This window comes from Tenacibaculum retecalamus (assembly GCF_027941755.1).
Taxonomy (GTDB): Bacteria; Bacteroidota; Bacteroidia; order Flavobacteriales; family Flavobacteriaceae; genus Polaribacter; species Polaribacter haliotis_B.
Window position 1 is genome coordinate 2,511,631 of the sequence record NZ_CP115916.1, and the last position, 14,623, is coordinate 2,526,253.

Here is a 14,623-nt window from a genome sequence, read left to right on the forward strand (position 1 = left end):
ACTATTTTTGCAATCCGAATTTTAGAAACGAAGAAAAGAAAGATATATGACTTCAAAAGAAAGAAAAACAGTAGATGTTTTAATTGAAATACCTAAAGGGAGTAGAAATAAATACGAATACGATTTTGACTTAGGAAAAATTCGTTTCGACAGAATGTTATTCTCATCAATGATGTACCCTGGAGATTACGGTTTCATTCCAGAAACTTTAGCTTTAGATGACGATCCATTAGATGTATTAGTTTTAGGTGCTGAACCAACTTTTCCTATGTGTGTTATGGAAGTAAAACCTATCGGTGTTTTCCATATGGCAGATGAAAAAGGGCAAGATGAAAAAATCATCTGTGTTCCTGTTTCTGATCCTATCTGGAGTCAATTAAACGACTTAAAAGATATGAACCCTCACCAAGTAAAAGAAATTACTCACTTTTTTCAAGTTTATAAAGATTTAGAAAAGAAAAAAGTAGATGTTGGTGGCTGGGGAGACGCAAACGAAGCTTATGAAATCTTAGATAAGTGTATCGAACGTTACGAAAACAGCGAGCATAAAACAAACGGAGATTTTACTATTTAATCAGTAAAATTCTATATAAATTACCAAAACCTCTCAGAACATTCTGAGAGGTTTTTTGTTTAGTCGCTGATTTCGTTATATTTACGAACATCAATTAACTAATAAAACATAAAATATATGGAATCAATAATGATTTGGATGCCAATTGTAGCTGCTGTAACAGGACTACTTTACATGCTTGTTAAGAAAAAATGGGTAATGACACAGGATGCTGGTGATGGGAAAATGAAAGAAATTTCTGACCATATTTACGAAGGTGCCTTAGCTTTCTTAAATGCAGAATATAAACTATTAACAATTTTTGTAATTATCGTTAGTGTTTTACTCACAATTGTAGCCTACTTTGTTCCAACAACAAGTTATTTAATTGTAATCGCATTTATCTGTGGTGCTATTTTTTCTGCTTTCGCAGGAAACATGGGAATGAAAATAGCAACCAAAACAAATGTAAGAACTACACAAGCTGCAAAAACAAGCCTACCTAATGCCCTTAAAATTTCTTTTGGAGGCGGAACTGTAATGGGACTCGGCGTTGCCGGATTAGCCGTTTTGGGATTAACCACATTCTTTATTGCTTTCTTCTACTTCTTTATGGGAGGTGTTTGGACAAACACTATGGATATGACGATTGTTCTTGAAACTTTAGCTGGTTTCTCTTTAGGTGCAGAAAGCATTGCGCTATTTGCTCGTGTCGGTGGAGGGATTTATACAAAAGCTGCCGATGTTGGTGCCGATTTAGTAGGTAAAGTTGAGGCTGGTATTCCAGAAGATGACCCACGTAACCCTGCTACTATTGCCGATAATGTAGGTGATAATGTAGGTGACGTTGCGGGTATGGGAGCCGATTTATTCGGCTCGTATGTTGCAACGGTTTTAGCTGCAATGGTTTTAGGTAATTATGTTATCAAAGATATGGGCGGAAGTATTTCTGATGCCTTTGGCGGAATTGGCTATATATTATTACCAATGGCAATTGCGGGTATCGGAATTATAATTTCGATGATAGGAACCATGTTGGTGAAAATTAAAAGTAATGATGCTAAAGAATCTCAAGTAATGAGCGCCTTAAACTTAGGTAACTGGGTTTCTATTGGTTTAGTAGCAATCGCTTGTTTTGTTTTATGTAAATGGATGCTTCCAGAAAACATGCAAATGGAATTCTTTGGTGAAGGTTTACAAGAGATCTCATCAATGAGAGTATTTTACGCAACATTGGTTGGTTTAGTTGTTGGTGCTGTTATTTCTTCAGTAACCGAATATTATACAGGTTTAGGAAAATCACCTATTTTAAAAATAGTACAACAATCATCTACAGGAGCCGGAACAAATATTATTGCTGGTTTAGCAACAGGTATGATTTCTACATTCCCTTCTGTTATATTATTTGCTGCCGCAATTTGGTCATCTTATGCTTTCGCAGGATTTTACGGAGTAGCATTAGCTGCTTCTGCAATGATGGCAACTACTGCGATGCAGTTAGCAATTGATGCTTTCGGACCAATTGCAGACAATGCTGGTGGAATTGCAGAAATGAGCGAACAAGAACCAATTGTACGTGAACGTACAGATATTTTAGATGCCGTAGGTAATACAACTGCCGCAACAGGTAAAGGTTTCGCAATTGCTTCTGCCGCATTAACATCGTTAGCTTTATTTGCTGCTTATGTAACCTTTACAGGAATAGACGGAATTAATATTTTTAAAGCACCTGTTTTAGCAATGTTATTTGTTGGTGGGATGGTTCCCGTTGTTTTTTCCGCTTTAGCGATGAATGCCGTTGGTAAAGCTGCCATGGAAATGGTACAAGAAGTAAGACGTCAGTTTAAAGATATTCCAGGAATAATGGAAGGTACAGGGAAACCAGAATACGATAAATGTGTCGCAATTTCTACGGAAGCTTCTTTAAGAGAAATGATGTTACCAGGATTATTAACAATCGGATTCCCTTTAATTATTGCCTTTGTTCCAATGCTATTCGGAATGAATAATTTAGCGATTGCCGAAATGTTAGGTGGTTACATGGCTGGTGTTACAGTTTCGGGGGTGCTTTGGGCAATATTTCAGAACAATGCTGGTGGCGCCTGGGATAATGCTAAAAAATCTTTTGAAGCTGGAGTAGAAATCAATGGAAAAATGACTTATAAAGGTTCGGATGCTCACAAGGCAGCCGTTACTGGTGACACGGTGGGTGACCCTTTTAAAGACACTTCTGGTCCGTCAATGAATATTTTAATTAAACTTACCTGCTTAATTGGTTTGGTAATTGCTCCTATTTTAGGTGGACACAATATTGATACAAATTCTCATTCCGAAGATATTACTATCACAAAAGATGGTAAAACGGTTAAAGTTGAACTCAAAAATGTTACCTATACTGATGATGACGGTAAAACAACCGTAATTAAAAATGAAATCAGTAAAATTATAAAAGTGGATATTAGCAAAAATGATGACGGAACCGCAAAGGCTATAATCACAACAGCTACAAACGAGAACGGAGAAGAAATTACAAAAGAAGAAGTTATAGAAGGAACTTTAGAGGAAGTGAAAAAGAAAATAAAAACTTTTGAAAACAGCGGAGAGAAAATTAATATTAATGTTACGAAGGAAGCTAATAAAATCGTTAAAGAAATAACGGTAGATGCTGAAGAAGTAAAATAATTTAACAACTATATTTTATAGAAACCCGATAGTTATATTCTATCGGGTTTCTTATTTTTGTAAGATGTCTAAAAGAACCCAATCTGATTTTAAAATAGATAACCCAAAAGAATTTAAGCAAAAACTATTTGCTTGGTCTAAACAGTTTGAAACTGCTATTTGGTTGGATTCTAATAATTACGAGCAAAAATATTCTTCGTTTGATTGTTGTTTGGCTGCAGATGAGTTTACATCAATAAAAACGGATGCTCATAATGCTTTTGACAAACTAAAAGAATATCAATCATATACTAAAGATTATCTTTTTGGCTATATTTCTTATGATGTAAAAAATGACGTTGAAAAACTACGATCCACTAATTTTGATGGACTTCACTTTCCTGATTTATATTTTTTTCAACCTCAAAAATTAATTTTCATTAAAGGAAATACAGTGGAATTTCATTATTTACAAATGATAGATGATGAGTTAGAAGAGGATTTTAATGACATCTTAGAAACGAACCTTTATATTAATTCTGCTGAAATCGAAAAACCATCAGAAGAAGAAAAAATCAAAATAAAACTTCGTATTCACAAAGATGAGTACCATCAAAAAGTATCAAAAGTTTTAAACCATATTCATAGAGGCGATATTTATGAAGCTAATTTCTGTCAAGAATTTTATGCTGAAAATACCAATATCAATCCTTATAAAATATACACGCATTTAAACGACATATCTGAACCACCTTTTGCTACTTTTTTCAGACACGAAAACTTGTATTTATTATCTGCAACACCCGAAAGGTATTTAAAAAAAGAAGGAACAAAAATTATATCACAACCTATTAAAGGTACCGCAAAACGATTAATCGATGTTATTGAAGATGATAAAATAGCTTTCGATTTGTCGCGCGACGAAAAAGAACGAGCAGAAAATGTGATGATTGTAGATTTGGTTCGCAATGATTTATCAAAAACTGCAAAAAAAGGAAGTGTTATTGTTGAAGAGCTTTGCAAAGTGCATTCTTTTAAACAAGTGCATCAAATGATATCTACCATAGTATCAGAAATAGCAACAACCACACATCCTGTTGATGTTATTAAAGATACGTTTCCGATGGGTAGCATGACGGGAGCTCCGAAAGTATCAGCCATGAAAATCATTGAAGAATTAGAAGAAACAAAACGCGGATTATATTCGGGAACCATCGGTTATTTTACGCCAAACAATGATTTCGATTTTAATGTTATCATCCGAAGTATTTTATATAATGCTGACGAAAAATACGTTTCATATTCAGTTGGTGGCGCAATTACAGCCAAGTCAACTCCCGAAAAAGAATATGAAGAATGCTTATTAAAGGCGAAAGCAATGAAATATGTGCTATTAAACTCAAAGTAGTTCACTATATTGAGCCCTAATATCAAAAAATAAATGAATTTTACAAATCCATTAGTTTATGGTGTTCCTTGTTTTTTAGGGCTTATTTTACTAGAACTTACCTATAGCAAAACACATAATAAAAAAGACCTTTATAATTGGAAAGATTTTGCTGCTAGCTTAACAATGGGAATTGGCTCTGCTATTATTGCACCTTTAATCAAAACAATTTCAGCAATTATTATCTTTAATTATGTATTTGAAGTTTTTAATCCTTTAGTAAACGGAGTTCGCACCAATATTATGGGCTGGGAATCATTTGACTACGCTTGGTATGTTTGGATTATTTGCCAACTATTAGATGATTTTAGTTACTACTGGTTTCACAGACAAAATCATATGGTTCGTTTTTTATGGGCAGCACATATTGTACATCACTCTTCGGATAACTTTAACTTAGGAACCGCTGTTCGTAACGGTTGGTTTACCATTTTATACAAACCTTTTTTTTATATGTGGCTTCCTGCAATTGGTTTTCCGCCAGAGATGGTTGTTGTTTGTTTAGGTATTGAAGCTTTATGGCAATTTCAATTACATTCGGTTTATATATCAAAAATTAAATATATTGATGTAATTTTTAACACGCATACAATGCACCAAGTACACCACGCAAAGAATATTGAATACATGGATAAAAATCATGGTGGGTTTTTAAACATTTTTGATAGAATATTTGGTACGTGGAAAGAATTAGATGAAGAAATTGATATTGAATATGGTGTAACACATGCGCCTAACTCATATAACCCTTGGGTAATTTTAACCCATGAATACAAAGATATTTTTAACGACACCAAAAAATCTAGTAATTGGATTCATAAATTTATGTATATTTTTGGCCTCCGGGATGGAGTCATGACGGAAGTACGATTAGTGTTAAAGAGATGCGAAAACTTATCGCTCAAAAAAAATAGGAGTAATGATAATAGATCAAGAAGAAAAATTTAAAGAAGTACTTCCTAAAATAGAAGGAAACTTAAACGAACAAAGTTTTTTCAATAAATTTTTAGAATTGTATCCTGAAGCTTGGAAACAACATAAAATTACATTTTCTAAATTTAAGAGAGGTAAGCAATTTGGAAAAACAATTCCGTTACCAAAACCCGAAGTTTCTTTGCGAAAAGAAATAAGAATATGGTTACAAAAACAATAAAACTATGACACATCAAGAATTTAATTTCGATTACCATAAAACTACTTTTTTTGGTCAGTTTTGGCAACCCGAAACCGTAAAAGCTGTGGTGGTTATTATTCACGGAATGGGAGAACACTCTGGTCGTTACCAACATGTTGCTAAAAAACTAACAGATAATAACTTTGGTGTTATTGCTTTTGATCATTTTGGTCACGGAAAAACTACCGGCAAAAGAGGTCATAATCCTGGTTTTGATACTGTTTTAGAAAGTATATCAAAATTAATTATAAAAGCAAAAGAAGTCTTCGGAGATAAACCAATCTTTTTATACGGACATTCTATGGGCGGAAACGCAGTTATAAACTATACCCTTCGTAAAGAAAATGACTTAACAGGAATCATTGCCACTAGCCCAATGCTTAAATTAGCTTTTGATCCGCCAGCATGGAAACTTTCTTTAGGTAAAATGATGCAAAAAATTGCTCCTTCAATTACTTTAGGAAACGAATTAGATGCAAATGATGTTTCGAGAGATAAAACTGAAGTAGCAAAATACATTAACGATCCGTTAGTGCATGATAAAATTAGTCCAAATTTTTCTTTATCATTTATTGATTCAGGTGAATGGGCTATTGAAAACGCATCAACTTTAAAAAAGCCAATGTTATTATTACATGGTACTGGCGATAAAATTATCGACTATAAAGGAACCGAAGCTTTTGCCAATGCAACAAAAAAAGCAAGCTTAAAACTTTATGAAGGCGGTTACCACGAGCTACAACATGATTTGTGTAAAGAAGAAATGATGCAAGACATTGTTAACTGGTTAAATAATCAACTATAAAAAATATAGGTTCTAAAATGCTGCAACAATTAGCGGAACATATTGATACTCATTTTTCGTTTTTAAAAGAAAAAAAACTCTTAATTGCAATCTCTGGAGGAATTGACAGCGTTGTTTTAACACATTTATTACATCAATTAAACTTTACTATTTCTTTAGCACATTGTAATTTTCAGCTAAGAGATGAAGATAGTAATTTAGATGAACTGTCTGTTAAAGAACTAGCAAATAAACTAAACATTCCTTTTTTCTCAGTACTATTTGAAACATCTAAATACGCTAAAGAAAATAAATTATCGACCCAAATAGCTGCTAGAAAACTTCGATATAACTGGTTTGATGAATTGATTAAAGAAAATAATTTCGATTATATTTTAACAGGCCATCATGCTGATGACAATCTAGAAACTTTTTTAATCAATTTAACCCGAGGAACAGGTTTAGATGGTTTGACAGGTATCCCAGCTGTAAACGGAAAAATCGTGCGACCTTTATTAAATTTTTCACGAGAACAAATAGAAATATACGCCACAGACAATAACATTCAATGGAGAGAAGACGCTAGTAATTCTGAAGTAAAATACATCAGAAATAAGATAAGACATCAAATTGTGCCGCTTTTAAAAGAATTAAACCCTAGCTTATTAAAAACACATCATAAAACAACTGAATTTCTTAAGCAATCTCAGCAAATTGTTACTGACCGAATAGCAGAAGTATCTTCTAAAATACTTAGTAAAAAAGGTGATCTATTAAAGGTAAATATTCTAGAACTTCTCAAATTATCCGATCCTAAACCTTATTTATTTCAACTTTTAAAAGCGTATAAATTTACAGAATGGAACGATGTTTACAATTTAATTTATGCCCAGTCAGGTAAGAAAATAACAACAAATTCATATACTTTATTAAAAGATAGAGATTTTTTACTACTTTTACCAACGAATAAAGAAGATACCACTGAAAATGAAAGAGTTATCATCTGTAATGATGAAAAAAGGATAACAAAACCGATTCATTTATTATTCGAAAATGCCCTCAAAAACACAATTATTGACATAAATTGTATTTTTGTTGATAAAAATTTGTTAAATTACCCCCTCGTCATTAGAAAACGAAAAGCAGGCGATTACTTTTATCCCACAGGAATGTTAGGAAAAAAGAAAGTCAGCAAGTATTTTAAAGACGAAAAATTATCACTTTTTGATAAAAACAACACGTGGTTGCTTTGCTCAAAAGATGATGAAATTATTTGGATTATAGGAAAACGTCAAGACAAACGCTTTTTACCTTCAAATAAAACAACACAATTATTAAGAATAACTAATTAAAAACAACCCCTTATAAACTAACTCGAATGAAAAAACTCTATACTCTTTTTTTGTTATTCATCGGTTTAACGGTTTTCTCTCAATCGGATGATAATCCTATTGTAGTAACACCTACCGTTGAAAAAATTTCGGATACAGAATACGATTTAATTTTCGATATAGAAATCGCAGAAGACTGGCATCTATACTCACAGTACAATCCTGAAGACGCCTCTTTACCAATGACAATTTCTCCTGCAGAAGGACAAACTGGCTATACACTTAACGGAAAAGCTAAAGAAGCTGAAACAGAAACTGAATATAGTGAGATATGGGGAAAAGACGAGATTTTTTTCGTAGATGAAGGAAGATTAGTACAACGAATTACAATTTCAGACACTAGTTTAACTCAAATAACACTTAATTTAGACGCACAAGCTTGTAAAGAATATTGTCAACCTTTTGACGAAGATTTTACTTTCTCATTAACTGGTGGAGAAGTTGTACAAACTGTTGTTGAAGTTGATGACAAGAGTCAATCATTATCACAGTCGTTAAATTTAAACTTAAAAAACACAGCTTTACTAAAGAGCACTACAGAGAAATCTTCTGAAGAAGGAGAAGGAGATACTTTATTAAACATTTTCTTATTAGGATTTGTAGGTGGTTTATTAGCTTTCTTAACTCCTTGTGTTTTTCCAATGGTACCTTTAACTGTATCTTTCTTTACAAAACACAGTGAAAAAAGAGGTAAAGGAATTGGAAGCGCTTTATTATATGGTTTCTTTATCGTGTTAATTTACGGATTATTGAGCTTACCTTTTCATTATTTAGACACTTTAGATCCTGAAATTTTAAATAGTATTTCTACAAACATGTGGTTAAACTTATTTTTCTTTACAGTATTAATTTTCTTTGCTGGGTCTTTCTTCGGATTTTATGAATTAACTTTACCTAGTTCATGGAGTAACAAAGCGGATAGCGCTTCAAACATCGGTGGTATCATAGGGGTATTCTTTATGGCATTAACGTTAGCTATTGTTTCTTTCTCTTGTACTGGTCCTATTTTAGGTTCGCTACTAGCAGGTTCGTTAGGTAGCGATGGAGGCGCAATGCAATTATCAGCAGGTATGATTGGTTTTGGTTTGGCATTAGCATTACCTTTTGCTTTATTTGCAATGTTCCCAAGATGGTTAAACTCTTTACCTAAATCTGGTGGATGGTTAAACACTGTAAAAGTATTTTTAGGATTCTTAGAATTAGCATTTGCTTTTAAATTCTTATCTAATGCAGATTTAGTAGGTCATTGGGACTTATTAAAAAGAGAGATTTTTATTGGTATTTGGGTGTTAATATCATTTTTAACAGCTTTATACTTATTCGGATTTATCGGAAAGAAATATGGTAAACTTACTTTCTTTAGAGTATTACTTGGTATTGGTTCTTTAGCTTTAGCTATATATTTAGCTCCAGGAGTTATGCAAAAACCAACATGGGATCAAAATGCTTTATTAAGTGGATTTGCACCACCTCAATTTCATAGTATTTATAAAAAAGACAACAAATGTCCGTTAGGATTAAATTGTTTTAAGGATTTTGAAGAAGGAATTGCTTATGCAAAGTCTGTTAACAAACCAGTTTTATTAGACTTTACAGGATGGGCATGTGTTAACTGTCGTAAAATGGAAGAAACCATTTGGGTTAAACCAGACATCTATTCTATAATTAACGATGATTATGTATTAATATCATTATATGTAGATGATCATGAAAGACAATTACCTGAAGAAGAGCAATTCGATTTTATTAAGCCAAATGGTAAAGTAAAAAGAATTAGAACTTATGGTGATAAATGGGCTACGTTACAAGTTGCTAATTTTAAAACAGCATCGCAACCATTTTATATTTTAATGAGTCCAGATTTAGAACTTCTAAATTCGCCTCAACAGTATTCTGGTCATGCAGCCTATTATGATTGGTTGAAAACTGGATTAGACACCTTTAATAAAAAATAAACAATCACACATATTTAAAAAACCTCTTTTAGTAAGAGGTTTTTTTTTGCGTTAATTTCAAAAAAATGGCAGGAGCTTAAAACAATAAGTTTCAATATATCAGTTAATAGAAAGACATTAATTTTAGCTATCTTTAACATAAAGAGAAAGTTATGCTAATAAAAACTTATGGATCTGCTGTTTTTGGCATTGAAGCCACAACAATTACGGTAGAAGTAAATATAGACAAAGGCATCGGTTACCATTTAGTAGGACTACCTGATAATGCAGTTCGTGAAAGTTCTTATCGCATTTCTGCTGCATTAAATAATAATGGATTTAAACTTCCCGGAAAAAAGATAATTATAAATATGGCTCCCGCAGATATTCGTAAAGAAGGAGCTTCGTACGATTTAACGATAGCTTTAGGCATTCTTGCTGCATCAAAACAAATTAAGTCTGCAAATATTAATGAGTATATAATTATGGGAGAACTTTCTTTAGACGGAAGTTTACAACCTATTAAAGGAGCGCTACCAATTGCTATAAAAGCCAGAGAAGAAGGTTATAAAAACTTTATACTCCCAAAAGAAAATGCCAAAGAAGCTGCTATTGTTAATGATTTAAATATATTGGCAGTAGATAATATTATGGAGGTTATTAATCATTTTGAAAACAAGAAATTGATAGCACCAACTATTATTGATACCCGTGCTGAATTTTACAAACACGTAGATTTTCCAGAATTTGACTTTAGTGATGTAAAAGGACAGGAAAGCATAAAACGTTGTATGGAAATAGCCGCTGCTGGCGGACATAACATTATTTTAATTGGCCCACCAGGTGCAGGTAAAACAATGTTAGCCAAACGGCTTCCATCAATACTACCACCAATGACTTTACAAGAAGCCTTGGAAACTACCAAAATACACTCCGTTGTAGGTAAAGTAAAAAACTCAGGATTGCAGTACAGCCGTCCATTTAGATCGCCACATCACACATGCTCGGACATTTCGCTCATTGGCGGGGGAAATAACCTACCACAACCAGGAGAAATATCTCTAGCCCACAATGGCGTTCTGTTTTTAGATGAATTGCCAGAATTTAAACGCGGAGTTTTAGAAGTAATGCGACAGCCGCTTGAAGATAGAGAAGTAACAATATCGAGAGCAAAATTCACGGTAAATTACCCCAGTAGTTTTATGTTAGTTGCTAGCATGAACCCGAGTCCTTCAGGTTTTTTTAACGACCCAAACTCTCCAATGACCTCTTCTCCTGCTGAAATGCAACGTTATTTAAGCAAAATATCGGGTCCCTTGTTAGATCGAATTGACATACACATAGAAGTAACTCCGGTTCCGTTTGATAAACTTTCGGAAGAAAGAAAAGGAGAATCAAGTGTAGCAATAAGAAAGCGAGTAACAAAGGCACGTGAAATACAAACAACTAGGTTTAATGATTCTGATACTGTTCATTACAATGCACAAATGAATGTAAAGCAAATTCGTGAATTTTGTAAATTATCTAACGAAAGTAAAGCTTTACTAAAAATGGCGATGGAAAAACTCAACCTATCGGCACGGGCTTACGACAGAATACTAAAAGTATCACGAACAATTGCCGATTTATCTTCTACAGAAGATATACAATCAGCACATTTAACAGAAGCCATTCAATACCGAAGTTTAGACAGAGAAGGTTGGCTAGGATAAAAAGTTAAAATTATTATATTTCATAGAAAAATCATTAATTTAGTACATTCTAAAACACTAATTAAACGATATCAACCCAATGAAAAAAATAGTTTATTTAATAGCAATAGCCATTACTGTGGTTTCTTGTAAAACAGCACCAAATAACTTTGTTACTTTATCAGGAAAAATTACAAACCAAAGCTCAGATTCTATCGTTATCTCTAATCCTCAATTAAAATTCAGTAGAGTTATTAAGCTTGATGAAAACGGTATGTTTAAAGATACTATGAATCTTAAAGATGGATTTTATCGTGTTTTTGACGGAAAAGAATCTACTTCTTTATATTTAAAAAACGGTGCAAATGTTAACATGACACTTGACACTAAAGAGTTTGACGAAACAGTTACTTTTACAGGTGAAGGATCTGGTGAAAGTAGTTTCTTAGCAAAATCGTCATTATTACAAGAAAATCTTCTTGATGATAAAGACCTATTTACATTGCCAAAAGAAAAATTTGACACCAAAGTAAATGAATATGTTGCCGATTTTAATAAAAGAATGACCGCAACTAAATTAGACTCTGCCTTTGTTTCTTTTCAAAAACAAAACATAAAAGGCTTAACAAATTATTTAAATAAAACGCATGCCGACAAATTATATTTAGCTACCAAATTAGCTACAGGAAGTGAATCTCCTAAATTTGTTGACTACGAAAACTTTAAAGGTGGAACAACATCTTTAGATGATTTAAAAGGAAAATATGTGTACATAGATATGTGGGCAACTTGGTGTAACCCTTGTAAACAAGAAATTCCTTTTTTACAAAAAGTTGAAAAACAATACCACGGTAAAAACATCGAATTTGTAAGTATTTCTGTTGATAGTGAAAGAGATTATGGTACTTGGAAAACAATGGTAGCTGACAAAAACTTAACCGGAATTCAATTATATTCTAAAAGAGATAAAAATTTCGCAGGTGCATATAGAGTAAATAGTATCCCTCGTTTTATCTTAATCGATCCACAAGGAAATATTGTAGATGCAAACGCACCTAGACCTTCTAGTCCAAAATTAATTGAATTATTTACCTCTTTAAATATCTAATTCAAGTTTAAAACTTATATAAAAAATCCTGCAACTTAGTTGCGGGATTTTTTTTTGAAGCTATTTCCCGCTTTCCGCACTCGCTCTCTGCGAGGAGCTCAAACAAATGCTTCAATCGGGGCTAAGTATTTTAATGTGTTTAGTTTTAAAACAATTAATTACTGTAGTTTATTAATAATGAGTTAACTTATTAGATGTGATTCTGAAATAAATTCAGAATGACGCAAAAAATAGAGTTAGAACAAATTATTGTTATGAATCGAAGATCGCGTTAAGGATAGCAGCGGCATCCTTTTTTAATGTATGTTCGAGTGATTTTTTGAAGAATGAAAAAAATTGTAGCGAGAACAACATTAAAAAAGATATAGCGGATAGCCTGTTAAAACGCCCAAATAAAAAAACTCCTTCAAATTAATGAAAGAGTTTTAGGTTTATGTATGATAAAATTCTGAAACAACCTTTCGTCTGCGCTCAAGGTGACAATTTCAGAATGATAAAATTTAGTATCTGTAGTGTTCTGGCTTATAAGGTCCATCAACAGTTACACCAATATAGCTAGCTTGCTCTTCGCGTAATTCTGTTAATTCAACACCAATCTTAGCCAAGTGTAATTTTGCTACTTTTTCATCTAAATGTTTTGGTAACATGTACACATCGTTTCCGTAAGCATCTTTGTTTTTCCAAAGTTCGATTTGTGCTAAAGTTTGGTTTGTAAATGAGTTACTCATTACAAAACTTGGGTGACCTGTTGCACATCCTAAGTTTACTAAACGACCTTCAGCTAAAATGATAATATCGTTTCCTGCGATGTTATATTTATCTACTTGCGGCTTAATAGTATCCTTTGTGTTTCCGTGGTTTTTGTTTAACCAAGCCATGTCAATTTCATTATCGAAGTGACCAATGTTACATACGATAACTTTGTCTTTCATTGCTTCGAAATGACGTCCTTGAATAATATCTTTGTTACCAGTTGTTGTAATAATAATATCAGAATTACCAACAACAGTTTCTAATTTCTTTACTTCAAAACCGTCCATTGCAGCTTGTAAAGCACAAATAGGATCAATTTCAGTAACCGTAACGATAGAACCTGCACCTTTAAAAGAAGCAGCTGTACCTTTACCTACATCACCATAACCACAAACTGTAACACGTTTACCAGCTAACATAATATCAGTTGCACGACGAATTGCATCAACTGCAGATTCTTTACATCCGTATTTATTATCAAATTTAGATTTAGTTACCGAATCGTTTACGTTAATTGCTGGCATTGGTAAAGTTCCTGCCTTTACTCTGTCATACAATCTGTGAACTCCTGTTGTAGTTTCTTCAGATAATCCGTTAATTCCTGCAGCTAATTCAGGATAACGATCTAATACCATATTTGTTAAATCTCCACCATCATCTAAAATTAAGTTCAATGGTTTTTTATCCTCTCCAAAGAATAAAGTTTGTTCGATACACCAGTCAAATTCTTCTTCTGTCATATCTTTCCAAGCATATACAGGTGTTCCTGTAGCAGCAATTGCAGCAGCAGCCTGATCTTGTGTAGAAAAAATATTACAAGAACTCCAAGTTACCTCAGCACCTAAAGCTTGTAAAGTTTCTATTAAAACAGCCGTTTGAATTGTCATGTGTAAACACCCTGCAATTCTAGCGCCTTTTAATGGTTGTTCATCTTTATATTCTTCACGTAAACTCATTAATCCTGGCATTTCAGCTTCTGCCAATAAAATTTCTTTCCTTCCCCAATCAGCTAAAGAGATATCTTTAACTTTAAAAGGAACGTATGTAGCGTTTTTTGTGCTCATATTTATGTATATTTATATATCTAAATTTCTAAGTCGCAAAATTACGAAATAACTTTCTAAAAT

10 protein-coding genes and 1 pseudogene are annotated in these 14,623 nt (G+C 32.9%); 10 read left to right on the top strand and 1 reads right to left on the bottom strand.

The window, feature by feature from the left end; genetic code table 11:
* Positions 1-46: 46 nt before the first annotated feature.
* The 10 genes and pseudogenes from PG912_RS11890 to PG912_RS11935 all read left to right on the top strand — a co-directional run bounded on the left by PG912_RS11890 (position 47) and on the right by PG912_RS11935 (position 12,743).
* Positions 47-574 (top strand): inorganic diphosphatase, encoded by a 528-nt coding sequence (locus tag PG912_RS11890; protein WP_275687705.1) that lies wholly within the window; start codon positions 47-49, stop codon positions 572-574.
* 117 nt (positions 575-691) lie between these two features.
* Positions 692-3,235, top strand: a complete 2,544-nt coding sequence (locus tag PG912_RS11895) for a sodium-translocating pyrophosphatase (RefSeq protein ID WP_275687706.1) — start codon at positions 692-694, stop codon at positions 3,233-3,235.
* A gap of 64 nt (positions 3,236-3,299) precedes the next feature.
* Entirely contained in the window at positions 3,300-4,622 is a 1,323-nt protein-coding gene (locus PG912_RS11900) for an anthranilate synthase component I family protein (protein ID WP_275687707.1), read from the top strand.
* A gap of 33 nt (positions 4,623-4,655) precedes the next feature.
* Positions 4,656-5,575 (top strand): annotated as a pseudogene (locus tag PG912_RS11905) (sterol desaturase family protein).
* 5 nt (positions 5,576-5,580) lie between these two features.
* Positions 5,581-5,814 carry a hypothetical protein gene (locus tag PG912_RS11910; RefSeq protein WP_275687708.1) on the top strand — a complete coding sequence of 78 codons (234 nt, stop codon included), beginning with the start codon at positions 5,581-5,583 and terminating at the stop codon, positions 5,812-5,814.
* A gap of 4 nt (positions 5,815-5,818) precedes the next feature.
* Positions 5,819-6,640 carry an alpha/beta hydrolase gene (locus PG912_RS11915; RefSeq protein ID WP_275687709.1) on the top strand — a complete coding sequence of 274 codons (822 nt, stop codon included), beginning with the start codon at positions 5,819-5,821 and terminating at the stop codon, positions 6,638-6,640.
* 17 nt (positions 6,641-6,657) lie between these two features.
* Positions 6,658-7,971 (top strand): tRNA lysidine(34) synthetase TilS, encoded by a 1,314-nt coding sequence (gene tilS / locus PG912_RS11920; RefSeq protein ID WP_275687710.1) that lies wholly within the window; start codon positions 6,658-6,660, stop codon positions 7,969-7,971.
* A gap of 26 nt (positions 7,972-7,997) precedes the next feature.
* On the top strand, positions 7,998-9,965 hold the full coding sequence (locus PG912_RS11925; RefSeq protein WP_275687711.1) for a protein-disulfide reductase DsbD family protein: 1,968 nt from the start codon (positions 7,998-8,000) through the stop codon (positions 9,963-9,965).
* A 152-nt stretch (positions 9,966-10,117) separates the two neighbouring features.
* Positions 10,118-11,656, top strand: a complete 1,539-nt coding sequence (locus tag PG912_RS11930) for a YifB family Mg chelatase-like AAA ATPase (RefSeq protein ID WP_260587023.1) — start codon at positions 10,118-10,120, stop codon at positions 11,654-11,656.
* Between the two features lie 79 nt (positions 11,657-11,735).
* On the top strand, positions 11,736-12,743 hold the full coding sequence (locus PG912_RS11935; protein ID WP_260587024.1) for a TlpA family protein disulfide reductase: 1,008 nt from the start codon (positions 11,736-11,738) through the stop codon (positions 12,741-12,743).
* A gap of 500 nt (positions 12,744-13,243) precedes the next feature.
* On the opposite strand, the gene ahcY is transcribed toward PG912_RS11935, so the two are convergent.
* The gene (ahcY, locus tag PG912_RS11940; protein ID WP_275687712.1) at positions 13,244-14,560 is read right to left on the bottom strand and encodes an adenosylhomocysteinase; all 1,317 of its coding nucleotides are present in this window, start codon (positions 14,558-14,560) and stop codon (positions 13,244-13,246) included.
* Positions 14,561-14,623 lie beyond the last annotated feature (63 nt).